Consider the following 23114-nt stretch of genomic DNA (forward strand, 5'->3'; position numbering starts at 1 on the left):
GGTGAACTATAAACACCAACTTTTGCCTGTTTCAATAGAAAATTCACAAACCCAAAATAGAAAAGTGAAATAAGAGAAAAATTTACAATGAAAAACAAAGAAATTAAAATACTGAAAAACCATATAATAAGAAATAAAATATCGAAAAAATGATTTTTTCATGAATAATCAGGATTTAATTTTACTAAAATCATCTTGATAAACTTTTTATATTTTTTTTTACAATCATAAAGTGGATTTCAACTTAAAAAAAATGTATCTTGTGTTGTTGTTTTTAATTTTTTAAAAAACAGCAAGCAAGTAATTAATCTTTTTATAACTAGGGAATTATGAATACTTTTGAATCCGAGTTTTTAGGCTATCCCATGTTCAAAGGACAGCTAATTGACATCCTTCACAAAGGAAAAACCATCATCAATACCCTCAATCAGTATTCTTTTTGTTTGGCTGAGGAAGACAAAGTTTTTAAAAAGGCATTGATGAGTTCGGATGTATTGCTTCCAGATGGGATTTCAATAGTCCTTTCAGCCAAGTTTTTGAGTGGTAATAGCCTTTCCAAGATTGCAGGGGCTGACTTGCATGAATTTGTCTTGAAATATTTAAATAATGTTTATGGAAGCTGCTTTTACCTAGGTTCAAAAGATGAAACCATTGATGCCATAAAGGGTAAAATTGTAGAGGAATTCCCCAATGTGAGGGTAAGTGGCTACTCCCCACCTTTTAAGGATCAATTTACAGATGAAGACAACCAAATCATGCTTCAAAGAATTAATGAATTCGGTCCGGATGTCCTCTTTGTGGGTATGACCGCGCCAAAGCAAGAGAAGTGGGTGTTCCAAAACAAATATAAAATCCAAGCAACCTATATCTGTTCCATTGGGGCAGTATTTGACTTTTATTCTGGAAAAGTAGACCGCCCTAATCAGTTTTGGGTAAAATATGGCCTAGAATGGTTTATTCGATTTATTAAGGAGCCCAAGCGGTTATGGCGAAGATACTTTCTTTATGGTGCAGTATATCTGAAGCATATAGCTGTCAACAAATTTCATAAACTGAACCCAACTATTTGACCTAATTTTTAAAATACAATACTATGTCACTAACTATTGAAAAGTACATTGCAATAATGAACTTTAAACAGGAGAAGGATTTTTTTATTAATTCTTATTCTCTTAATTACCTGGATTCTATTCAGGTCTATTCCAAAAGATTTATTGATTTGTTACTCTGTAGTCTTTTTTTTGTATTCGTTGGATGGTGGTTTTTCCTAATTGTTTCAATTTGTATTGTTATTGAGTCCCGGGGGCCAGTGATATTTAAACAGTTGAGACATGGTCGGAACAATCGTCCATTTTATTGTTACAAGTTCAGGACAATGAAATATGATCCCTCGAGGAAATTTCACCAAGCACAAAAAAATGATCCAAGAATTACTAAAGTTGGCTATTTCCTCCGAGCGACCAGTCTAGATGAACTGCCTCAGATTTTCAATATTTTTGTAGGAGAAATGTCCATAGTTGGCCCTAGGCCACATGCACTGCCTATGAATAGGGAGTATTCCGAAAAGATCGGGCGGTTTATGTGCCGACATATGGTAAAGCCTGGAATTACCGGTTTAGCTCAGGCAAAGGGATATCGAGGCGAAATAAAAGATGAAAAAGACATTCATTTTCGGCTTACTTACGATCTTTTTTATATAAAAAAGTGGAGTTTATTATTTGACTTTATGATTATCATTTTGACTATAAAGTGTTTATTGTTCAACAATGAAAAAGCCTATTAAATAAATAATGTTCAGAAAATAGTAATGTAAGTATTTTTTTAAATAACATTTTTTTATTTATTTTCTTATCTTATTAAGGTTAAATACCCGAATAAAACCTAAAAAAGTGCTACTTATAACTCTAGAAGATTGTACACTTTTGATTAATTGTAAAACTATTTGATTATTAAAAATTCGATATAATGGTCAAATAAAGCTTACTTCCCGATACAAAATTTCGAAAAAATATTGGCCAAAAGGTCGTCTGTCGTCACTTCTCCGGTTATATCGCCGAGGTAGTGCAAGGCTCTTCGGATATCCATTGCCAAAAAATCATTGGTCACTTCCTGGTCAAGGCCGCTCAAGACATCGAGTAGGGACTCCCTGGTTTTGGTCAGGCTATCATAGTGACGCACATTGGTGACTATGGTGTTTCCAGTCCGGAATTTATCCAGATTGACGAGTTCCAGGACTCGGGATTTCAGTCCTTCCAGGTTTTCTTTTTTGCCTGCGGAAATGAAAATAGTGTCCGGATGCTTGACTTTTAATTCACTGATTATGTTCTCTTTGGCCTTATCAGTCTTATTTGCAACTTTCAGAAAAGGAACACCAAGATTTTCCAGTTTATTGATGTCCCGATTGATCTCTATCAGATCTGTATCACTGAGGTCAAAAAGGTATAGGATCAAGGAAGCGGTTTTCATTTTCTCCTGAGTTCGGCTCACTCCAATGGCTTCAATGGTATCGGTCGTTTCACGCAATCCCGCCGTATCGATAAACCGGAAGATGACCCCACCAATGCTGATTTCATCTTCGATAAAATCTCTTGTGGTGCCGGCAATTTCAGATACAATCGCTTTTTCTTCATTGAGCAGGGCATTGAGAAGCGTGGATTTACCGGCATTGGGCTTGCCTGCAATCACGGTCGGGACCCCGTTTTTGATCACATTGCCCAAGTCAAAGCTGAGAATGAGTTCTTCAACAATCCTTAAAATCCGCTCAACCAAAACCCGAAGGTCATCCCGACTGGCGAATTCCACATCTTCCTCTGTAAAATCGAGTTCCAATTCAATCATGGAAGCAAAATGGATCAGTTGGTTTCTAAGTACCTGAATTTCCGAACTGAAGCCTCCACGCATTTGACTCAGCGCGGCCTGATGGCTGGTTTCGGAATCTGCGTGGATCAAATCGGCAACGGCCTCAGCTTGCGCTAAATCAAACTGACCGTGGAGAAATGCACGCTGAGTGAATTCTCCGGGCTTTGCCGGACGGATTCCTTTACGTATGAAAAGTTTCAGGACCTGATTGATGATGTAAGATGATCCGTGGGTGGAGATTTCCACCACATTTTCCTTGGTAAATGATTTTGGAGCCTTAAAAATGGAAACCAAAACTTCATCGATTATTTTTTCTCCGTCCCGGATGGTACCGAAATGGATGGTATGCGATGGCTGATTTTCAAGATTTTTTCCAAAGAAAACTTCATTGGTGACTTTAATGGCGTCTTTTCCGGAGAGACGAATGACTGCAATCGCTCCGACACCCTGTGGAGTGGCCAAGGCGATGATGGTGTCTTCGCGTTCGGCGAGGCTAAAACTCATGGTTTGGGCTTGAAAGCTTTTTCGATCAATTCGTTGAGACCGGCCAAAAACTCAGCGGGTTGTCTATAGCCCGGGAGTTGGGCAATATTTTGGAGTTTGGGTTCGATCACCACAAAATTCGGATAGGAGCGAACCCGCATTGCAGCTGCCATTTCGGCTTCGTTGTAGGTTTTGCCCATAAATTCGAAGGTGCGATTGGTATCCTCGGCATTTAACTTGACCGCATAAAAATTGGTATTGATGTAGGCAATGACCTTCGGGTCGGTGAATGTTTCTTTATCCATCTTTTTGCACCAGCCACACCAATCGGTATATACGTCCACCAGTAGCATTTTGGGACTTTTTGCATTGGCATCAATTGCCTCCTCAAATTTCATCCATTGGATCTGATCCTGGGCTAATAGTGGAAAGCTCAACAAAACAGCAAATACAAACAGGCAGAAATATTTCATTTTTTGGAACTTTCAAATTTCAAACGGCTGAGGGGACTTAGAAGTTCCTATCAGCCAAATCGGTTTTTTGCTGTGAATCAGGACAGAAATTCCAAAGAAAATCCCAGCAACTGTTACCATCATCCCTGCAATCGAGCTGTCAAACCAATAGGCAAGATAATAACCCAGAAGTGCAATTAAAATTCCTAAACCTCCGGTTAGTTTCAGAAGAGGCATCAGACTTTTAGTCCAAAGAAAAGCTGTAACAGGCGGAACCACCAAAAGCGCAACCACCAAAATTGCTCCGACAGACTCGAAGCTACTCACGGTGGTATAGGAAACAATGCTCATCAAGGCCAGGTTGATTCCTTTGGAAGGAATACCCATCACAGAGCTGAAGTTTTCATCGAAGCTTGTCAGGATCAATTCTTTAAATAACAGATAGATAAATCCGACCACAAAAAAGAAATTCAATCCCGCCAGCCAGGTAATTCTTGGCCCGAGATTCATACCGTTTTTTGTGATCCAACTGTCAATAGGGAGGTAGGCGATTTCACCGTAAAGCACGCATTCCTGATCCAAATCCACCTTGTAAGCTAATAGATTAATCAGAATAATTCCCACCGCGAAAAGTAAAGTGAAAGTAATTCCAATCGAGGCATCGAGTTGGACTCTGGCTTTTTTGCGAAGCCAGTCAATCATCAGCGTCGCAAGAATTCCCAACAATCCTGCCCCGATAATTACTTCAAGGCTTCTCTGGCTTCCGGATACAAAGTAGCCGATGACAATACCGGGAAGGACTGCGTGGGATATCGCGTCTCCGGTCATGGACATTTTGCGGAGCATCATAAAGACGCCCAAAAATCCACAGGAAACCGCAATCAGGGATCCTGTGAAAATGATCAAAAAAGCGTTGCTATCGAAGGTCATGGTTTTCTCGGGGGATAGTTTCCTGGTGTGGGTCAAGGGCAGGATAATTGAGTCTTTTCTCCAGAAGTGCTTCAAGCTCCGGTGTGATCAAATGCTCCAGTTTTTCGGCTGAATCATGGACGTGATCAGGAGCGATATTCATGGACTCATTGAGGTACAATTCCCAAAGTCTATGAAGCCGGACAATTCGCATTCCTTCGGAAATCCCACTTTCTGTAAGACTTATAAGTGATTGATTTGTAGCAATGAAATTATTTTTTGATAAACCGGAGATTGAGTGGTTTGTTGCAGCTTTTTGGTAGGGGTAGAGCTGATAGATTTCGGCAATGGTCAGGCCGGATTTGCCATTTTCTTTGGCCTTATACAAAGCCTTCATCAGGTGATCACGATGGGTTTTTCGAAGGTATTTTCTTCGAGCAAAATACCGGAAAATGATCCCGCTTTTCGGAGAAATCAAAAATGAAATCAAAGCAAAAAGCGAAAGAAAAACCACGACCCAAGGACCTGTTGGCATCTGGGGAAGAACAAAAGAAACATAGGTACCGAGAATTCCTGAAAGCACTGAAAAAAGTGCTGCAAGGATCAAAAGCGGATTCAACCGGTCTGTCCAGAATCTGGCAGCTGCTCCCGGAGTAATCAATAAAGCCGCCATCAGGACCACACCTATCGCCTGGATTCCGATTACAACTGCTAATATCATCAGGACATTAAACAGAAAGGAAATCGACTTCATCGGAAATCCGATCGCCTTTCCATATTCAGGATCAAATACCATCAGCCTGAATTCCTTCAATAAAATTGTCAAAACCAAAATTATCACCAAGGATAATCCTCCGTACAGCATCAAGTCGGCCTCCGAAATCCCGATGGCATTGCCGAAAATGAAGGAATTCAATCCGGCAATTTCCGGATTTCCGCTTTTTTGGAGAGCGGTCAGCAGTACGATCCCAAAACCGAAAAACACCGAAAGAATCGTGGCGATGATCGTGTCTTCGCTGAGTTTGGTATTTCTTTTCAACCAGGAACTCATAAATGTGGCCACTGCTCCAGACAAAAATGCGCCGGATACGATATAGACGGGATTTTTTTCCCCGGCCACCATAAAGCCCAGACAGATCCCAGGCAGTACCGCATGGGAGATGGCATCACCCAACAGGGCTTTTTTGTCCAGAAATGAAAAAGTACCCACATAGGCTGATCCTACACCCAATAGGGTGATACCCAACACCACCCAGGCGATAGATGGATCCTGAAATGTGAAGAAGTAGACAAAATCTTCCATATCAGCTCTTAAGTGGGTTGAAGTCTTTTTGACGGATCAAATCAGTAACCCTGGTGAGCAAATTGAGCTTTCCTCCGTAAGTTTTCCGGAGCATATCTTCGTTCATTACCAACTCTTTGGGCCCGGAAGCCACCAAATGAAGGTTGAGCATGATCAGCCAATCGAAGAAATTCATAGCAGAATGGATGTCATGGTGAACCACGATGACTGTTTTGCCGGCGGCAGTCATTTCTTGTAACAAATGAAAAATGGCCGTTTCAGTTGACATATCCACTCCGGCAAAAGGTTCGTCCATCAGGTAAAGGTCAGCTTCCTGCGCCAAGGCACGGGCGATGAAAACCCGCTGTTGTTGGCCTCCGGAAAGCTCGGAAATCTGCCTGCCTACAAATCCGCTCATGCCAACCTGCTCCAGGCTTTTCATAGCCAGATCTTTTTCTTTTTTCCCCGGACGGCGGAAAAGCCCAAGTTTTCCATAGGTCCCCATCATCACCACATCGAGGACAGAGGCAGGAAAATTCCAATCCACAGATTCACGTTGCGGGACATAACTGATCCGCGACCTGACCTCATTCAAAGGCTTGTCAAAAACCTTCACGAAGCCTGAAGTGGGAGCGATCAGGCCCATGATTGCTTTGATCAAAGTGGATTTTCCCGCACCGTTTGGTCCTAAGATCCCCACGAGATTTCCGGCAGGAAGACTTAAATCCACATTCCATAAAACCGGATTTTGATCGTAACTGACAGTGAGATCGTGAATTTCAAGAATTGGGTTTTCTACTTGTGTGATCATTTCAAGAGGTTTTTGTAAATGATTTCGAGATTGGTTTTTACCATTCCGATATAGGTTCCTGCGGGAGTTCCAACTGCATCGAGACTGTCTGTATAGAGTGGGCCGGCGAGTTTGACCTGATGGTTTTTTTCTGCTGCGCCTGCAGCCACTGCCCGGATGGCTTTGGGTGAAATGGTCTGTTCGGCAAAAATGGCCTTGACATGATTCACCTGCACGAGCTCAATCAATTCGGTCAAGTCCCGAAGTCCGGGTTCACTTAGCGTGGAAAGTCCCTGAAGGGATTTGACTTCAAGCTGATAGGCTTTTCCAAAATAGGCAAAAGCATCGTGAGCTGTCACCAACACCTGACTTGTTGACCGGAGTTCATTGACTTTGAGTCGGACCTCTGTGTCGAGGGCGGTAAGTTGATTTAGATATAATGCTGAATTGGATTCAATCACTGACTTCCATTCAGGTTTCCAGCGGATTATCTCTGTTGAAGTGTAGTTCATTGCTGTTGACCAAAGGTTAACATCGAACCAAATGTGCGGATCTACGCTATGTGCTTCCGGTCCCGAGCGGATAAGTTGTTCTTTTGGAAGGCCTTGGGAGATGTCAATCAAGGTTTGACTGAAAGCCAATTTTTCAAAAATCTCCGTCATTTTTCCTTCCAGGTACAAGCCGTGATAAACGACCAAATCTGCATTGGTCAACAGATCCAAATCCCTAACTGATGCTTTGTATAAATGCGGGTCGACTCCGGCTGGCATGAGAGCAATAACATCTGCCCTGTCACCCACCAGGTTTTTGATGCCGTCAGCCAAAATACTGGTGGTGGCCACAATCATCGGTTTTTCCCTGTTCTCTTTGGAATCTGACTTGCAGGAAGCCAAAAACAAGAGTAGAAAGAGGCTAATCAGGCATTTCATGACTGCAAAACCAATATGTTTCCTGCCACATCTTTAGACATGAAGAGGGTCTTTTTCTGGTCAACCAGAATTTCCAAGGATCCGTCAAACTCTACTTTGTCCAGAACCTTGATCCTTGCACCGATATAGGCCCCGACCTTGTCCAGATATCTGAGAAAAGCAGCTGAGCTGTCTTTGACGGCCACGATTTGTCCTGTTTGGTCAATATCCATTTCATTGAGTTGAACCCTCGGTCTGGATCTGACATCACCAAACTCATCCGGAATCGGATCTCCGTGCGGATCAAACTTGGGGTAATTCAGGTAGGAATCAAGGCGCTGGATCAAAAGGGTGGAGTGGATATGCTCCAATTGCTCCGCGACTTCATGCACCTCGTCCCAGGCAAAATTTAACTTTTCGACCAAAAACACTTCCCAAAGGCGGTGCTTTCTGATGGTCTGTAGAGCATGTCTTTTCCCGGTTTCGGTGATCTGCAAACCGTAATATTTCCGGTATTCGATGACTTCCTTTTCTCCCAACTTTCTCAGCATGTCACTTACTGAGGCGGCCTTGGTATTCATTTCAGCCGCGATGTCATTGGTGGACACACTCTTTTTTCCACCATCGGAGAGGTGGTAGATCGCTTTGAGGTAATTCTCTTCTGCGGTTGTTAAATCCATTGCTCTTCATTTTCAATAATGAGTCAAATATAAAAAATAATTTAGATATAGCTAAAAATAAATTTCATAAGAGCTAAATCACCTGTGGAAAACCCAATTTCAAATGTGTTTTCGAAATTAGGCATGTCTAAATAAATGATTCGAGCGGCATAAATAATGCTTTAATTGGCTTAAAAACAGTTATTTATGTCCAGAAGAATTGATCGATGTGATGTAGAAAAACAAAAAAAAACCAGTTTCCATTATTGGAAAATGAGTGTAAAAAAGGGGAGGGGAGTGGAAAACTTTCCACACTTATCCACCTTGAAGTGGGAAGAAATCGGTTTTAGGAAAGGAGATTTTGGATAGCCTGCTGGAAATGAAGCTTTTCAGTTTTCCACAGGATACTTTCAGAAGGTGTTGACTTGAAATAGGTTTGCTCCAAAGCATTTTCAAACTGTGAAACAGCCAGGCCTTGGTCATTAAAATCTATCGAGTACCCACAATTAAATTCATCCAAAAATGCCTTCCATTTTGGATTGGAACTGATCAAAACCGGTATCCCCAAGGCAGCGAATTCAAAAAGTTTGGTTGGCATTTTATCCGCAATCGCAGGATGGTTTTGATAGGGAAGGAGGGCAAAGTCCGACCTTTTTAAAGCAGTAATCAAGTCCTGGTGGGGAACTGGATTGTTGTCAATCCGCAGTGTCAGTTGGGGGATTTCTTGGGCAATATGTGTAAGCTTTTCCCTTAAATTAATAACCGGGCAATGACCAATGATTTCCAATTCAGATTCGGGATAGGATTTTAGGATTTCTTTAAACCAAATCAGCGCTTCCCAAATGCCAAAAGCTGGAGTGATCGTACCCGAAATACAAAAACGAAACTTCTTTTTTCCACCTAAACTGAAAGGATTTTTTCGGACAATCTCCCCGTGAAATTTATTTTCCAGGATCAGAAATGGCCGTTTTTCAGGCATTTCATCTGCATAGCACTTTTCTGCCAAAAGGTATAGATCGATTCCTTTTACCGATTCTGCCTTTTGGATCAGCCTAATGGCTTTCCCCTTTTTCTTAAATGAAAGAGCGGGGTTTAGGTCCAGATTTGCCAGGTAATTTTCCTGAACATCATAGACCAGTTTGTATCCAACTAGGCTTTTGAAAAATGATGCGATCGGCAAGAATTCATAAGTACAGCAGATCAGGACTTTTGGCCTGACTTTCAACAGGCAGATTAAAAATCTTGGCTGTGCTAAAATCCGATCCCAAATGGAATCGAAATGTCTCATAGAAGAAAAAAATCGGATTGCTGAGGCTGATTTCGGCTTTTTAGGAGAAAAGCCTATGATGTTAAGCCTGTATTTATTTGTTTCGCCCAGCGAAAGGGCCAGCTTTCCATAGGCTCGGATATCCCAGATCGGCTTCAGGGTAGAAGCGATCAAGACGGGAACCTTTTGGGCCGGAATCTGACTCATAAACGAAACTATAAAAAATAATGGAACTGAAGACAATCATCGAATCAGCATGGGAAAACCGTGAAATGCTGAAGGAAAAAGAAACCGTTGATGCCATAAAAACCATCATTGAGCAATTGGACAAGGGTCAACTCAGAGTGGCGGAACCAACTGAAGATGGCAATTGGAAAGTAAATGACTGGGTGAAAAAGGCAGTAATTCTTTATTTCCCAATCCAGACGATGCAAACGATAGAGGTTGGGCCATTTGAGTTTCATGATAAAATGGCGCTCAAAACCAACTATGCAAAGCAAGGTGTAAGAGTTGTGCCTCATGCAGTAGCTCGCTATGGAGCCTTTCTTGCTTCCGGTGTGATCTTAATGCCTAGTTATGTTAACATCGGGGCATATGTGGACAGTGGCACGATGGTTGACACTTGGGCAACTGTCGGTTCCTGTGCGCAGATCGGCAAAAATGTTCATTTGAGTGGTGGTGTGGGTATCGGAGGAGTATTGGAGCCTGTTCAGGCTGCACCAGTGATTGTGGAAGACGGGGCATTTATTGGTTCCAGGGCCATCATTGTTGAAGGAGTAAGAATCGGAAAAGAAGCTGTAATCGGCGCGGGGGTGACCTTGACTGCAAGTTCTAAAATCATTGACGTGACCGGAGCAGAGCCTGTTGAATACAAAGGATTTGTTCCACCTCGTTCGGTTGTCATTCCGGGTTCTTTGTCCAAAAACTTCCCAGCCGGAACATTTCAGGTTCCATGCGCTTTAATCATAGGTCAGCGCAAGCCTTCTACCGATCTCAAAACATCTCTCAATGATGCGCTTAGAGAAAACAATGTAGCAGTCTAAAAACCAACATGAAATTACTTATCAAGGCCCTTTTCGTCCCGGTATTGGCCGGGACGCTTTGGAGCTGTTCAGAATCAAAGCAAAGTTCCGGAGACCAGTATTTCGAGCAGGAAAAGTATGAGCTTGCTGCAGAGAATTACACTGAAGACTTAAAGTTCAAGCCAACGGATTCAAAACTTCTGTACAGCAGAGGAAGGGCTTTTCAAGAATTGGGAAATTTTGATGACGCCAAATCCGATTTTGAATCGGCACTAACTCAAGATCCCAACAATTTTCAGGTTCTCTTGAGTTTGGCTACCATCCAACTGGAAGAAAAAAATTATGCCAGTGCCTTACTTTATGCCACTAAAGCCGAGGAAATCCCAGGTGCACCGGCCATGGCTTCATTTCTCAAAGGTAGGGCATTGCATCAATTGGGACTGGCTGAGGAAGCCTTAAAAGCTTATGGCAATGCGATTCAGATCGACAAAGAATTTGGACAGGCATATTTCAACAGAGGAGTATTGAAAGTGGCCTTGGAAAGAAATAAACAGGCTTGTGAGGATTTTAAGCTAGCCACTGTTTTGGAATATCCAGAAGCCAAGGAATTGTTTAATAAATATTGTAAGTAAACTGAATCCCCTAATGGCGGGATTTTTATTTGACCGGTTCGGACTCGTGCACATGGGGTATGTGATCACAGAGGGCATCAGAAGTGATTTTTCCAGATCCGGAGCAAGTTTTGCAGTCACTTATCTCCTTGCCGGAACCGGTGCATTCTGGGCAAGTCAGGCGACCTTTGCCGGAGCAGCGTTCACATTCAAAAAATTCCACAATGTTGAAAACATTGACTTTTTTGATCATTCCGGAGGCGGTGCATCTGCTGCAGCCTACAATTCCCTTGGATTTACAATAATCACAAACTTGCTCGATTTGCTTATTTCCGTCACAGGTAAAGCAGGTTTGGAATCGATATCCCCTTCGGTCGCAGAGGTTGCAGGCAAGGATGGCTGCAATTGGCTGCTTTAATCTTGCTTGGAGTTCCTTGGCTCCTTCATAATTTTCGCCTTTAAACCCTGTCAACTCGAGGTATTTATTCAGAAAATTGGAGCTGTTGTCATATTGCCCCAACTCAAAAAGCGTTTCAGAGAAAAAATAGGGCATTTCATCCGGTAGAGGAACTCCCGAATCGATCAGATTTCTGAAAATGGAATTGGCCGTCTGATAATCTCTTTGCTCCATGGCAGCCAAAGCGCCTTTCATCCATCGGTCTGTCTGACCAAGGTTTGGACTTACCTGAGCTTCAGCAAAAGAAACCGAGAATAGCAGTATTCCCAGGAAGAGGATTTTTATTTTTGGAAATGAGGGATTCAAACGGGAGTATATTTTTGGCAAGTAACTAATAAGAATCTGTGCTCCAAAGTTAAGGTTTACTAAATGGCGGATTTGCCTTTTGAAATGAAGATATCTCCATTCGAGTTCGGTTTTTTTGTAGTTTGGAATCCTAAACTTTTTCCCCATGAGCAAAATCGATCAATTTAAAACCCATCTGTCGGAGGGTCAGGTATTTAAAAAAGACTTCATCATTTTGGGAACCGGGGTTTTAGACGGAGATCCTGTGGCGGATTCACCTGTGAAAGTTCCCCTGAAAACCATAAACAGGCATGGACTGATTGCCGGAGCCACAGGAACGGGCAAGACCAAAACGCTTCAGGTCATCGCAGAGCAACTTTCCCTCAAAGGGATACCTTCGGTTTTGATGGATCTAAAAGGTGACCTTTCAGGACTAGCAAAACCGGGAGAGACTTCTGACTTCATCCTGAAAAGATCAGCGACTATCGGTGTAGAATATACACCCCAGGGACTTCCGGTAGAATTGATGTCCATTTCCGATGAAAAAGGGGTTAGGCTGAAGGCTACCGTTTCTGAATTTGGTCCGGTACTGCTTTCTCAGATAATGGAACTGAATGACACCCAGCAGGGGGTAGTGGCTTTGGTTTTCCGCTATTGCGATACACATCACCTTCCTTTGCTTGACTTGAAGGATTTCAAGCGAGTACTCCAGTTTATCACAAACGAAGGAAAATCGGCGATTGAAAAAGAATTTGGCCAGGTTTCCTCCGCCTCAGTCAATACGATCATGCGTAAAATCATCGAATTGGAACAGCAGGGTGCGGAACGGTTCTTTGGGGAGCTTTCCTTTGATGTGGATGACTTTGTGAGGACAAAAGATGGCAAAGGTGTGATTTCAGTGATCCGGTTGACGGATATCCAAAGCAGGCCAAAGCTGTTTTCAACATTTATGTTGAGTTTGCTTTCGGAGATTTATGAGACTTTTCCAGAGCAAGGAGATGCTGATCAGCCCAAACTTTGCCTTTTCATTGATGAGGCACATTTGGTTTTTGGAAACGCTTCCAAGGATCTTTTGGAAAAAATCGAAGCGATCATCAAACTGATCAGATCCAAAGGTGTCGGGGTGTTTTTCTGCACCCAGACTCCAACTGACGTACCTGAAAGTGTTCTGGGTCAACTAGGTTTGAAAGTCCAGCATGCCTTAAGAGCTTTCACGGCTAAAGACCGGAAAGCTATTACCAAAACTGCTGAAAACTATCCCGATTCGCCATTTTACGATACCGCGGAAGTGTTGACCGCAATGGGCATCGGAGAGGCTTTGGTCACATCCCTCAACGAAAAAGGAATCCCAACTCCACTTGCCCATACCCTTGTCAGAGCTCCGATTACACGGATGGATATCCTGAGCGAATCAGAAATTGACCACCTGGTGGCATCCTCCGATTTGGTTTATAAATACAATAAGGAAATCGATCATGACAGCGCCTTTGAAATCCTGGAGCGAAAAATGATGCAAGTCCAGGATGCTCAGGAAAAAGCCCAAATCCCCAGACCTTCCACTTCGGGAAAGCCTGCTACGCGTACTCAAGAAGACGAATCGCTGATCGAAGAATTGAGCAAAAATACAATGGTCAGACAAATAGGTCGAACCCTATTTCGTGAATTGGCCAGAGGCATCTTGGGTTCATTCTCAGGTAAAAAGAGATGATTGTAAATACTTGTTTATTAAACAACTATAAAATTGAAAGTAGCAGTAATTGGGGGAGGAGCAGCTGGATATTTTGCGGCCATACATGCAAGTGGTCCCGGCATAGAGGTTACTATTTTTGAAAAAACACCCAAGCTACTTTCGAAGGTAAAAGTATCGGGTGGGGGCAGGTGCAATGTCACCCATCGCCCGATGGAGATTTCCAAATTGGTGAAAAACTATCCCCGCGGCGAGAAATTTTTAAAGCGGGTTTTCCGGCATTTCACCATTGAGGACATTTTTGCATGGTTTCAGTCCAGAGGGGTTGAACTCAAGATCGAACCTGATGGCAGGGTCTTTCCAGTGAGCGATTCTTCCCAATCTATAATCGACTGCCTCCAGAAAGAAGCCGAAAAATGCGGTGTGAAAATCCGAATTTCCACCGGAATCAAGGAATTAAACCCTTTGGACAAAGGATTTGAATTGATCACAGAAAAAGGTGCTTTTCGGGCAGATTCAGTCATTGTTGCTTCAGGTGGGCAGCCTAAGCAAGATGGATATCATTTTCTTAAATCACTGAATCATACTATAAATCCTCTGATACCCTCTCTTTTTACTTTCAATACTCCTGGCGAACCTATTCGTGAACTAATGGGAATAGCCGTGCCCAATGGGCTGGTGAAAATCGAAGGAACAAAGCTGAATTACGCCGGACCGGTATTGATCACCCATTGGGGTATCAGTGGTCCAGCAGTCCTGAAACTGTCAGCTTTCGGTGCTGAATGGCTTTTTGACCATCAGTATAAGGCAAGAGCCATCATCAATTGGAATTCAAATTTTGGAGAAAATGATTATCTGGAACATTTGTTAAGTTATGGTACAGCTCATCCTAACCGAAAGGTCCGGACCCACCCTTTATTTGAATTGCCGAGCCGGCTTTGGGAGCACTTTTGTGAAAAGGCAGAAATTTCTGACACCGTACTTTGGGGAAATTTGCCAAAAAAAAATGTGAACAGGTTGGTGCAAAACCTTTTTTGCTATATTTTGGAAATAAACGGGAAAACTACCTTCAAGGAAGAATTTGTCACTGCCGGTGGAATTCCACTCGAACAGGTAAACCCCGAAACATTGCAAAGTAAATATCACCCAAACCTATACTTTGCCGGAGAAGTCCTTGATATTGATGGAATTACAGGTGGATTTAATTTTCAGGCTGCCTGGTCAACTGGATTTCTTTCTGGAAAGTCTATAAAATAAATATAGTTATGAGCATTTATTACCCGGAATTAAATCAAAGGATTCTGGAAATGGCTGAAGGAGACGATGAGTTTCGGTTAGAATTGACATCGGCCATTTACAATGGATTATTGGAGCTTCAGAAGGTTTACTCCGTGGGTAGGGCTGAAAAAAATGAAGTGATGATCCAACAGATCCGACACAAAGTAAAACCGACCCTTGCGATGTTTGAGTTTGACCAATTGTCTGATTCTTTGCAAAAGGGCAAAATGATTCTTGAAGCAGAGGGCTTTGGAGAAGCATTTGAAATTCATTATTTGGATTTTTTGGATAAAATTAAAGTTGCCTTGATTGAAGTTAGCCATTTGAAGAATTAGGCAAAAAAAAAGGAGTCTGCACCTGCAGCTCCTATTTGATTTTATTACCATATGATGAATTTTTACTTTTACAAAAGTAAAAGCCCAATTTTGTGCTATGATTACCGGTGTATGAACTTCCGGTGAAGATTTAGATTTTTGATTTCATGCCCATCCTTCTCAGCACCTATCAAAAACCTCCAGCCTACCTTTTCAATGGTCATTTGGAGACTATTGTTCCAAGTTTGTTTAGGAAAATAGAGGGGGTGGAGTACTTCCGTGAAAAAATCACTACTCCGGATGGGGACTTTCTGAACTTGGATTGGTCCAAAATAGGAGGTGAAAAACTGCTGGTAATTTCCCATGGATTAGAAGGAGACTCCAGAAGACATTATGCGATGGGTTTGGCCAAGCTCTTTAATCAAAACGGAATTGATGTTTTGGCTTGGAATAACCGCAGCTGCGGGGGAGAAATGAACATGAAACCGATTCTTTACCACCATGGCTCAAGCTATGATCTGGAGACAGTGATTCAACATGTTGTAAATCAGTTCCATTACAAAGAAATATTTCTTGCAGGAATAAGCATGGGAGGGGCACAGACTCTCAAGTATTTGGGCGAAAAGGGATCAAATCTTGCCGGACAAATTACAAAAGCGGCCGTCTATTCCACTCCTTGCAATCTTGCATCCAGTGCAGCCACACTGAAATCCCCATCCAATCTTTTTTACAAAAACCGGTTTTTGGGAAAATTGAAAAAGAAAATGGGAGCAAAAGCAGTACAGTTTCCGGACATGGTTGATTTGGATTTGCTTCGCAAAGTGAAGGATTTTGATGCGTTTGACACCAAGTTCACCGCAAGAATTCATGGATTTAAAGATGCAGCAGATTTTTACAAAAGTGTGAGTGCAGACAATTGGATGCAGGATATTGCGATTCCGACTTTGATCATCAATGCCCTTAATGATCCGCTTTTGGGACCGGAATGTTATCCGACCAAGCTTGCTGAATCTAAGTCAGAAATATTTTTAGAAATGCCAAAAAGGGGAGGACATACCGGATTTGTGGTTAAAAATCTGGAGTTTACCTGGGCAGAATTCCGATTTTTAAATTTCTTGACGGAGCAATGAGAATCCAGCTTTTCCAAAGTTCTAAACTTTGGAAAAGCTGATTGAAAACTTTTAGAATCTTTTCAAGGCCATTTCAGCAACAGTTCCACCAATTGAAAGCGAACTTGTAGCTGCAGGAGAGGGAGCATTCAGCACATTAATTGCATACTGAGATTCTCTGATCGCAAAATCATCCAACAGTCCACCGGTTCGGTCGCAAGCTTGGGCTCTGACGCCGGCACCGCCCTCAACCAAGTCAGATTCCTGGATTTCCGGTATCAACTCCTGTAAAGCTTTGGTAAAAGCTGCTTTGGAAAAGGATCTGTAAAGCTCCCCAAAACCTGTTTTCCAATATTTTGCAGCAACTTTCTGGAAGCCCGGCCAGGCCAAAGTTTCTGCCAGTTCGCCCAAATTGATTTGACTTTTTTTATAACCCTCTCTTTGGAAAGCCAAAACAGCATTTGGACCGGCTTCGACTCCTCCTTTTTTCATCCGGGTAAAATGCACCCCGAGGAAAGGGAAATTGGGATCTGGAACAGGATAGATCAGATTTTTGACCAGGTATTCTTTTTCTTTTTTCAGCTTGAAATATTCACCACGGAAGGGGATGATTTTCACATCATTTGCTGAGGCATCATTCATCTGGGCGACCTTGTCCGAATACAGTCCGGCACAATTGATCACCAGCTTGGATTCAAAGGTTTTACCTAAGGTCTCGATATAATTGATTCCGTCTTTTTGGTTTATTTTCAGGACTTTATGATTTAGAAAAATCTGTCCTCCATTTTGAAGGATTTTTCGACCATAGGCCAACGCTACTTGAAAATAGTCGACGATTCCGGTTTGGGGAACGTGAATGGCAGCCACTCCGGCACAGTGAGGTTCATAGCCTTTTAGTTCCTCAAGTGTGATATATCTGGTGCCTTCCAGGCCGTTGGCAAGACCGCGCTCCCAAAGGGTTTTTAGGAGAGGCTTTTGTTCCTCCCGGGTGGCAACCACCACTTTTCCGGTGATTTCAAAAGGGATTTTTTCTTCCTCACAAAATTGAATCAACTCATGATAGCCGTTGATGCAGTTGGTTGCCTTGAGAGAGCCTGGTTTGTAATAAAGTCCGGAGTGGATCACTCCTGAATTGTTAGCTGTCTGGTGTTTGGCCAGCTGATCTTCTTTTTCCAAAATGGCAATTTTAAGATCAGGGCGGGCTTTTAGAATTTTTAGTCCTGTGGCCAGTCCCACGATTCCACCGCCCACAATTACTGCATCGTATGTCATTATCAAAATCAATTTGGCCCCAAATATACAAGTGGGAATTTCAAACCAAGAGCTTTTGGCAGGCAGGAAAAAGCATGATTTGGAAATATTCACATTCGGATCGAACCAATTAGGTAAGGTTTGAATTTAATTTGCGCGAGATTTATATTTTCTGTGAGTTTGCTAACAATGCTTCGTACCCTTTTTGTCGCAGTTTTTTTCTTTTTTTCTACCTCCCTCTGGGCCCAATATACCCTAAGAGGTAAAGTGACAGATGCTGAAACCGGCGATCCGATTGCATTTGCGAATGTGATCCTGAAAGGGACAACTATTGGGATTACCACGGATTTCGAAGGAAACTATCTGATCTCTTCCAAATCCCTGAGCGATAGTCTTTTGGTGAGCTATCTGGGTTATTTTTCCCAATCCAAACCGCTTACAGATCAACCTGAGCAAGTTCTTAACTTCCAACTTCGCCCCAGCGATTTTGAACTCGACGCATTTGTCTTTGAAGCTGGGGAAAATCCTGCTTTTGAAATTATCAGACGTGCTTCAGAACGGAGGAAAGACTTTGACAAAAGGTCTCTCAGTGCCTATGAAACGAAGAATTACACCAAAATTGAAATAGATATAGATAACCTATCAGAGGATTTTAGACAAAGAAAATCCGTTGTGAAGGTGACTTCGGTATTAGACAGCATCAAGCAGCTGACCAATGACGAGGGGGAAAAGATACTACCTGTCTTCTTTTCTGAGACGGTCTCTAAGTTTTATTACCGAAATAATCCCGAGCTAAGAAAAGAAGTCATCGAAAAATCCAAAGTGACCGGAGTGGGAATCACCGACGGATCTACCACTTCGCAGATCACAGGTTCAGTCTTTCAGGAATATAATTTTTACAAAAACTGGCTTTCTATCCTAAACAAGGACTTTATTTCTCCTATTTCGGACGGGTGGAAGTCATTCTATGACTATGATCTGCTGGACTCGGTTTTGGTCGGACAGGACACTTGCTACAAGCTTCAGGTCTATCCCCGCAGGGAGCAGGATTTGGCATTTACCGGGACGATTTGGATCAAAAAAGAAGATTACTCCCTAAGGCAGGTGGATTTGACAATTCCCAAAGCTGCCAATCTGAATTTTGTGGACCGTATCAAAATCCAGCAGGAGCTGGGCCCAAGTTCTGCCGGGCCATTGATTCCTTCCAAAACCCGGGTTTTGATCAAAATCTCACAGGTGTCTGATAAAACAGCCGGACTGTTGGCCAAGTTTTATACTGCCACAGACAGTGTGATAGTCAATGATCCCAAAGAGACGAGTTTCTTCAATCAAGCGGTGGAGTTACAGCCTGATTTTGGGATGGCGGATGAATCTTTTTGGCTGGAAAATCGGCCCGATCCGCTGAGCTCCGAAGAATTGGCAGTGCTTCAGATGGTAGATACCTTAAAGAAAATCCCTATTATCCGGTTCTATTCTGAAGGGTTGAAATTTTTCGCCACAGGATATAAACCCTTAGGCAAAATCGATATTGGACCCTGGCCGGGATTTTTCAATTACAATGATGTAGAAAGTGTCCGCCTTGGAATGGGCCTGAGGACCAATTACAAGTTCAGCAAAAAGTGGGAACTGAAAGGTTATCTGGCATACGGTTTTGGGGACATGGAGTGGAAATACGCCGCTTCGGCCACGCGTATTTTGGACCGAAGCCGCTGGTCCACGGTTCAGGTCTATTCCAACAAAGAAATCGATCAGGTGGGTTTGGAGATCGCAAACCTCCAAAGCAACAGCGTTTTCTTGGCAGCATCCCGCTTTGGCACCTTGCGCAGTCCCTATTTCAGTACCAATCATGGGTTGAATGTGCAGCGGGAATTTTTCAAGGGATTTCTGGTCAAAGCCGGAGTGAACGTCGGTCAATTTGATCCGCTTTATGATTTCTACTACCTCGAAAAGGACACCCGGGAATACCGCTCCAACTTCGAAACCACAGAAATCCGAGCTGGAATCCGCTATGGACGAGATGAGATCATCATCATCAACGACAATGAGCGGTCATCTCTGGGATCAATCAAATGGCCAATCTTTGAGGTCAATTATGCCCGGGGAATGAACTGGCTGGGAGGCGATCTGGAGTACCAAAAGCTAAGTCTCTATGTCTATCAGCGCATCAATATGGGGCTTTTGGGAGTGGGAAGATATGAACTGGATGCCGGAAAGATTTTCGGGGAAGTGCCTTACCCGATTTTGAAAAACCACTTGGGCAACGAGACTATTTTCTATACGACTGCGGCATTCAACACTATGAACTTTACGGAATTCACTTCTGATCAATATTTCAGCATTCGTTATCGGCAATCGTTTGAAGGCTTTCTGCTCAATTCCATTCCCCTTATCCAACGCTTAAAATGGCGATTTGTAGGAAATGCCAATGTCCTCTGGGGCTCGGTGAAGGACTACAATGTGGAAAATGTGCCGACAGTTGATCCTGAGGGAAATCCTCTCAAAACCTTTGGCCGGCTGGATTTCGGAAACCCTTACCTAGAACTAGGCTATGGCGTGGAGAATATTTTTAAGTTTTTCCGAGTGGATTTTTTCCACCGGATGACCTATTTGGATAATCCGGGAGCGAAGCCATTTCATGTGAAGGTTAGTGCGCAGTTTATACTTTAATTTTTTTGAAAATATTAGTTGAAGGACCACTAAGTCTTTGGCTTTATGAGAATTGATTCTTAAGTTATAGGACAATTCTAAAGCTAAATAAAATGTCAATAGCCCTGAGACGCCTCAAATTGATCCTGCTAAGCGTTTTAATTGTGATTGTGGCACTGCCTTCAGAAACTTTTGCCCAGAAAGAGACTCAAGAATTTACCGCAAGAAATTCAGTCTATCTTGAAATAGGCGGAAGTTCTGGAATCTATGCGGTCAACTACAGCAAGATTTTCCATCAAAAGGGAAAGCTAAAGCTGAATGCCAGTGCAGGTTTTTCTATGTTGCCTAATGAAAAAATAGATTCGAAGACTATTTGGCTTCCAGCGATTCCTTTAGAGGTATCAGCCTTATATGGCAAGTCAAACCATCATCTGGAAATGGGTTTTGGGTTTACTTCCTATTTAGACAAAACCACGGCTATTGATTCTGAAACATTTGAATTAAGTGATGAAGTGGTCTTTGGCGCTGTTATTCCTGTAAGAATTGGTTACAGATATCAAAAGCCTGAAGGTGGATTCTTTTTTAGGGTTGGATATACGCCACTTTTTAATGTTCCTGTAAGAGCAGGGAAAAGTTGGTCTTTTAATCCTTATCATGCAGGAGTAAGTTTTGGAAAGAGTTTTTGAGTTGGTTTAATACTTTTTGAAACAATCAGGAAAGGAATTTTCCATTTTGATTCTCCTTTTTAGCTGAAGGAGAAGAAATTATATATCATTTCCACATTCCCTTCCCCTAAATTTTTCCTTTGCTGGTCGGTTTTGCATATTTGCAGCTTAAACCCTTTGCCTGTTTGTATGGGCAGAAAAACAAAAACCATGTCACAACAAATTAAGATTACCCTTCCGGATGGCTCCGTGAGGGAGTACGAAAAAGGAACTTCCGGGCTACAGATTGCTGCAAGTATCAGCGAGGGTTTGGCACGGAATGTCCTTGCTGCCAAAGTCAATGGTCAGGTTTGGGATGCTACCCGAGCTATCGACACCGATTCCACCCTGCAATTGCTCACCTGGAACGATCTGGAAGGCAAAAACACCTTTTGGCACTCTTCTGCCCACTTGATGGCGGAAGCGCTGGAAGCCTTGTATCCCGGCACCAAGTTTGGCATCGGCCCTCCAATTGAGACCGGATTCTATTACGATGTGGACTTCGGTGACCACAAGCTGGAAGGGGATGAACTGGAGAAGATCGAGCAGAAGATGATCGAGCTTTCGAAGCAGAAAAGTGAGTTTATCAGAACGAATGTAGGCAAGAAGGAAGCGGTTGCTTTCTTTCAGGAAAAAGGAGACGAGTACAAGCTTGATCTTTTGGAAGGCCTGGAGGATGGTTCGATCACCTTTTACCAGCAGGGCAATTTCACGGATCTTTGCCGTGGTCCGCACATTCCAAACACCGGTTTTATCAAAGCTGTCAAACTGACCAATATAGCCGGAGCCTACTGGAGAGGGGACGAAAAGCGCAAAATGCTGACCCGTATCTACGGCGTTACTTTTCCAAAAGCCCAAGAGCTGAAGGATTATTTGACGCTTTTAGAAGAAGCCAAAAAACGCGACCACCGCAAGATCGGCCGCGAGCTGGAACTTTTCACTTTCTCCGAAAAAGTCGGGATGGGATTGCCTTTATGGCTTCCCAAAGGCACTTTGCTGCGCGAGCGCCTGATCAGCTTTATGAAAAAAGCACAGGATAAGTCAGGCTATCAGCAGGTGACCACTCCACATATAGGAAGCAAAGCATTATATGAAACTTCCGGTCACTACGAGAAATATGGGAAGGATTCCTTCCAGCCGATTACCACTCCTCACGAGGGAGAAGCATTCCTGCTGAAACCGATGAATTGCCCGCATCACTGCGAAATCTACAAGCACAAGCCGAGATCCTACAAGGATTTGCCGATCCGCTATGCTGAGTTTGGTACAGTTTATAGATATGAGCAGAGTGGGGAATTGCACGGCTTGACCCGTGTTCGGGGATTTACTCAGGATGATGCGCACATCTTCTGTCGTCCTGATCAGGTGAAAGAAGAGTTTATCAAAGTCATTGACTTGGTGCTTTATGTGTTCAAAGCTTTGGGTTTTGAGGATTATACCGCTCAGATTTCCCTGAGAGATCCTGAGAAAAAGGAAAAATACATTGGAACTGACGAGGCTTGGCAAAAAGCTGAATCGGCAATCATAGAAGCAGCCGCCGAGAAAGGATTGGTTACCGTGACCGAATTGGGCGAAGCGGCATTTTATGGACCAAAGCTTGACTTCATGGTGAAGGATGCTTTGGGGAGAAAATGGCAGCTTGGAACCATCCAGGTAGATTACCAATTACCGGATAGATTCCAGCTCGAATATATCGGTTCGGATAATCAAAAGCACCGTCCTGTGATGATCCACCGGGCACCATTTGGCTCTTTGGAGCGCTTCGTAGCGGTGCTGATCGAGCACTGTGCTGGTGATTTTCCACTTTGGCTGTCACCGGAACAGATCAATATTCTTCCTATTTCAGAAAAATACATCTCTTATGCTGAAGAGCTGAAGGGGATCTTGGATGAGGCGGGGATAGCAGGGCATATTGACAACCGGGATGAAAAGATTGGCCGCAAGATCCGTGACTCAGAAGTTAAAAAAGTGCCTTTCATGCTTATAGTAGGTGAAAAAGAGCAGGAAGATCAGAAAGTGTCCGTGCGAAAGCATGGGCATGGAGACATGGGAAGCTTCTCAATTGAGGAGTTTATTCAGTATTTTCAGGGGATTATTTCAGAATCACTGAGTAAGCAGTAAAAACGTAATATTTTATTCTG

The 23114-nt window shown here is 42.9% G+C and carries 21 protein-coding genes; 11 read left to right on the forward strand and 10 right to left on the reverse strand.

Annotated elements, in window-relative coordinates; translation table 11 throughout:
• The first annotated feature begins 329 nt into the window (after positions 1-329).
• A complete protein-coding gene (locus B0E43_RS12215) occupies positions 330-1070 on the forward strand; it encodes a WecB/TagA/CpsF family glycosyltransferase (protein WP_077350092.1) in 741 nt (246 codons plus the stop codon).
• Between the two features lie 56 nt (positions 1071-1126).
• Positions 1127-1783: a sugar transferase gene (locus tag B0E43_RS12220; RefSeq protein WP_254423424.1), complete on the forward strand. Its 657-nt coding sequence runs from the start codon at positions 1127-1129 to the stop codon at positions 1781-1783.
• Positions 1784-1980: 197 nt separating this feature from the next.
• Here the strand turns inward: B0E43_RS12220 and mnmE are convergent, their stop codons facing one another.
• From mnmE to B0E43_RS12260, 8 genes are all read right to left on the reverse strand, one after another.
• Positions 1981-3363 carry a tRNA uridine-5-carboxymethylaminomethyl(34) synthesis GTPase MnmE gene (mnmE, locus tag B0E43_RS12225; RefSeq protein ID WP_077350096.1) on the reverse strand — a complete coding sequence of 461 codons (1383 nt, stop codon included), beginning with the start codon at positions 3361-3363 and terminating at the stop codon, positions 1981-1983.
• The gene (locus B0E43_RS12230; RefSeq protein ID WP_077350098.1) at positions 3360-3815 is read right to left on the reverse strand and encodes a thioredoxin fold domain-containing protein; all 456 of its coding nucleotides are present in this window, start codon (positions 3813-3815) and stop codon (positions 3360-3362) included. The genes mnmE and B0E43_RS12230 overlap by 4 nt, the downstream gene beginning before the upstream one ends.
• A gap of 12 nt (positions 3816-3827) precedes the next feature.
• The gene (locus B0E43_RS12235) at positions 3828-4724 is read right to left on the reverse strand and encodes a metal ABC transporter permease (protein ID WP_077350100.1); all 897 of its coding nucleotides are present in this window, start codon (positions 4722-4724) and stop codon (positions 3828-3830) included.
• Positions 4711-6006, reverse strand: a complete 1296-nt coding sequence (locus B0E43_RS12240) for a metal ABC transporter permease (protein ID WP_077350102.1) — start codon at positions 6004-6006, stop codon at positions 4711-4713. Before B0E43_RS12240 ends, B0E43_RS12235 begins: the two co-directional genes overlap by 14 nt.
• A gap of 1 nt (position 6007) precedes the next feature.
• The gene (locus B0E43_RS12245) at positions 6008-6796 is read right to left on the reverse strand and encodes a metal ABC transporter ATP-binding protein (protein WP_077350104.1); all 789 of its coding nucleotides are present in this window, start codon (positions 6794-6796) and stop codon (positions 6008-6010) included.
• Positions 6793-7704 (reverse strand): metal ABC transporter solute-binding protein, Zn/Mn family, encoded by a 912-nt coding sequence (locus tag B0E43_RS12250; protein ID WP_077350106.1) that lies wholly within the window; start codon positions 7702-7704, stop codon positions 6793-6795. The genes B0E43_RS12245 and B0E43_RS12250 overlap by 4 nt, the downstream gene beginning before the upstream one ends.
• On the reverse strand, positions 7701-8363 hold the full coding sequence (locus B0E43_RS12255; protein WP_077350108.1) for a metal-dependent transcriptional regulator: 663 nt from the start codon (positions 8361-8363) through the stop codon (positions 7701-7703). The genes B0E43_RS12250 and B0E43_RS12255 overlap by 4 nt, the downstream gene beginning before the upstream one ends.
• Before the next feature lie 325 nt (positions 8364-8688).
• On the reverse strand, positions 8689-9816 hold the full coding sequence (locus B0E43_RS12260; protein WP_077350110.1) for a hypothetical protein: 1128 nt from the start codon (positions 9814-9816) through the stop codon (positions 8689-8691).
• A gap of 20 nt (positions 9817-9836) precedes the next feature.
• Here B0E43_RS12260 and B0E43_RS12265 point away from each other — a divergent pair, with 20 nt between their 5' ends.
• Both B0E43_RS12265 and B0E43_RS12270 read left to right on the forward strand, forming a co-directional pair.
• Entirely contained in the window at positions 9837-10652 is an 816-nt protein-coding gene (locus tag B0E43_RS12265) for a 2,3,4,5-tetrahydropyridine-2,6-dicarboxylate N-succinyltransferase (RefSeq protein ID WP_077350112.1), read from the forward strand.
• A gap of 8 nt (positions 10653-10660) precedes the next feature.
• Positions 10661-11263 (forward strand): tetratricopeptide repeat protein, encoded by a 603-nt coding sequence (locus B0E43_RS12270; RefSeq protein WP_077350114.1) that lies wholly within the window; start codon positions 10661-10663, stop codon positions 11261-11263.
• A gap of 25 nt (positions 11264-11288) precedes the next feature.
• Here the strand turns inward: B0E43_RS12270 and B0E43_RS12275 are convergent, their stop codons facing one another.
• The gene (locus B0E43_RS12275) at positions 11289-12005 is read right to left on the reverse strand and encodes a tetratricopeptide repeat protein (RefSeq protein WP_077350487.1); all 717 of its coding nucleotides are present in this window, start codon (positions 12003-12005) and stop codon (positions 11289-11291) included.
• A gap of 145 nt (positions 12006-12150) precedes the next feature.
• On the opposite strand from B0E43_RS12275, the gene B0E43_RS12280 reads away from it, so the two are divergent.
• The 4 genes from B0E43_RS12280 (at position 12151) to B0E43_RS12295 (ending at position 16393) form a co-directional block, all read left to right on the forward strand.
• A complete protein-coding gene (locus B0E43_RS12280; protein WP_077350116.1) occupies positions 12151-13692 on the forward strand; it encodes a helicase HerA-like domain-containing protein in 1542 nt (513 codons plus the stop codon).
• 33 nt (positions 13693-13725) lie between these two features.
• Positions 13726-14928 (forward strand): NAD(P)/FAD-dependent oxidoreductase, encoded by a 1203-nt coding sequence (locus B0E43_RS12285; protein ID WP_077350118.1) that lies wholly within the window; start codon positions 13726-13728, stop codon positions 14926-14928.
• A gap of 8 nt (positions 14929-14936) precedes the next feature.
• Positions 14937-15284 (forward strand): hypothetical protein, encoded by a 348-nt coding sequence (locus tag B0E43_RS12290; RefSeq protein ID WP_077350120.1) that lies wholly within the window; start codon positions 14937-14939, stop codon positions 15282-15284.
• A 146-nt stretch (positions 15285-15430) separates the two neighbouring features.
• A complete protein-coding gene (locus B0E43_RS12295; protein WP_077350122.1) occupies positions 15431-16393 on the forward strand; it encodes a YheT family hydrolase in 963 nt (320 codons plus the stop codon).
• Positions 16394-16444: 51 nt separating this feature from the next.
• Here B0E43_RS12295 and lhgO read toward each other — a convergent pair whose 3' ends face one another.
• Complete coding sequence (lhgO, locus tag B0E43_RS12300; RefSeq protein ID WP_077350489.1) at positions 16445-17644, reverse strand: L-2-hydroxyglutarate oxidase; 1200 nt, start codon at positions 17642-17644, stop codon at positions 16445-16447.
• Positions 17645-17812: 168 nt separating this feature from the next.
• On the opposite strand from lhgO, the gene B0E43_RS12305 reads away from it, so the two are divergent.
• The 3 genes from B0E43_RS12305 (at position 17813) to thrS (ending at position 23094) form a co-directional block, all read left to right on the forward strand.
• Positions 17813-20290, forward strand: coding sequence for a DUF5686 family protein (locus tag B0E43_RS12305; RefSeq protein WP_077350124.1), 2478 nt, complete (start codon positions 17813-17815; stop codon positions 20288-20290).
• Positions 20291-20382: 92 nt separating this feature from the next.
• A complete protein-coding gene (locus B0E43_RS12310) occupies positions 20383-20955 on the forward strand; it encodes a hypothetical protein (protein WP_077350126.1) in 573 nt (190 codons plus the stop codon).
• 189 nt (positions 20956-21144) lie between these two features.
• Positions 21145-23094, forward strand: coding sequence for a threonine--tRNA ligase (gene thrS, locus B0E43_RS12315; protein ID WP_077350491.1), 1950 nt, complete (start codon positions 21145-21147; stop codon positions 23092-23094).
• Positions 23095-23114 lie beyond the last annotated feature (20 nt).

Origin of the sequence: Algoriphagus sp. A40, from assembly GCF_002002735.1 — a bacterium.
Classification (GTDB): domain Bacteria; phylum Bacteroidota; class Bacteroidia; order Cytophagales; family Cyclobacteriaceae; genus Algoriphagus.

Bases quoted from the DNA above. Each gene is read 5' to 3' on its own strand.
- B0E43_RS12215 (WP_077350092.1), top strand. From the start codon at position 330: ATGAATACTTTTGAATCCGAGTTTTTAGGCTATCCCATGTTCAAAGGA.
- B0E43_RS12220 (WP_254423424.1), top strand. From the start codon at position 1,127: ATGAACTTTAAACAGGAGAAGGATTTTTTTATTAATTCTTATTCTCTT.
- mnmE (WP_077350096.1), bottom strand. From the start codon at position 3,363: ATGAGTTTTAGCCTCGCCGAACGCGAAGACACCATCATCGCCTTGGCC.
- B0E43_RS12230 (WP_077350098.1), bottom strand. From the start codon at position 3,815: ATGAAATATTTCTGCCTGTTTGTATTTGCTGTTTTGTTGAGCTTTCCA.
- B0E43_RS12235 (WP_077350100.1), bottom strand. From the start codon at position 4,724: ATGACCTTCGATAGCAACGCTTTTTTGATCATTTTCACAGGATCCCTG.
- B0E43_RS12240 (WP_077350102.1), bottom strand. From the start codon at position 6,006: ATGGAAGATTTTGTCTACTTCTTCACATTTCAGGATCCATCTATCGCC.
- B0E43_RS12245 (WP_077350104.1), bottom strand. From the start codon at position 6,796: ATGATCACACAAGTAGAAAACCCAATTCTTGAAATTCACGATCTCACT.
- B0E43_RS12250 (WP_077350106.1), bottom strand. From the start codon at position 7,704: ATGAAATGCCTGATTAGCCTCTTTCTACTCTTGTTTTTGGCTTCCTGC.
- B0E43_RS12255 (WP_077350108.1), bottom strand. From the start codon at position 8,363: ATGGATTTAACAACCGCAGAAGAGAATTACCTCAAAGCGATCTACCAC.
- B0E43_RS12260 (WP_077350110.1), bottom strand. From the start codon at position 9,816: ATGAGTCAGATTCCGGCCCAAAAGGTTCCCGTCTTGATCGCTTCTACC.
- B0E43_RS12265 (WP_077350112.1), top strand. From the start codon at position 9,837: ATGGAACTGAAGACAATCATCGAATCAGCATGGGAAAACCGTGAAATG.
- B0E43_RS12270 (WP_077350114.1), top strand. From the start codon at position 10,661: ATGAAATTACTTATCAAGGCCCTTTTCGTCCCGGTATTGGCCGGGACG.
- B0E43_RS12280 (WP_077350116.1), top strand. From the start codon at position 12,151: ATGAGCAAAATCGATCAATTTAAAACCCATCTGTCGGAGGGTCAGGTA.
- B0E43_RS12290 (WP_077350120.1), top strand. From the start codon at position 14,937: ATGAGCATTTATTACCCGGAATTAAATCAAAGGATTCTGGAAATGGCT.
- B0E43_RS12295 (WP_077350122.1), top strand. From the start codon at position 15,431: ATGCCCATCCTTCTCAGCACCTATCAAAAACCTCCAGCCTACCTTTTC.
- lhgO (WP_077350489.1), bottom strand. From the start codon at position 17,644: ATGACATACGATGCAGTAATTGTGGGCGGTGGAATCGTGGGACTGGCC.
- B0E43_RS12305 (WP_077350124.1), top strand. From the start codon at position 17,813: ATGCTTCGTACCCTTTTTGTCGCAGTTTTTTTCTTTTTTTCTACCTCC.
- B0E43_RS12310 (WP_077350126.1), top strand. From the start codon at position 20,383: ATGTCAATAGCCCTGAGACGCCTCAAATTGATCCTGCTAAGCGTTTTA.
- thrS (WP_077350491.1), top strand. From the start codon at position 21,145: ATGTCACAACAAATTAAGATTACCCTTCCGGATGGCTCCGTGAGGGAG.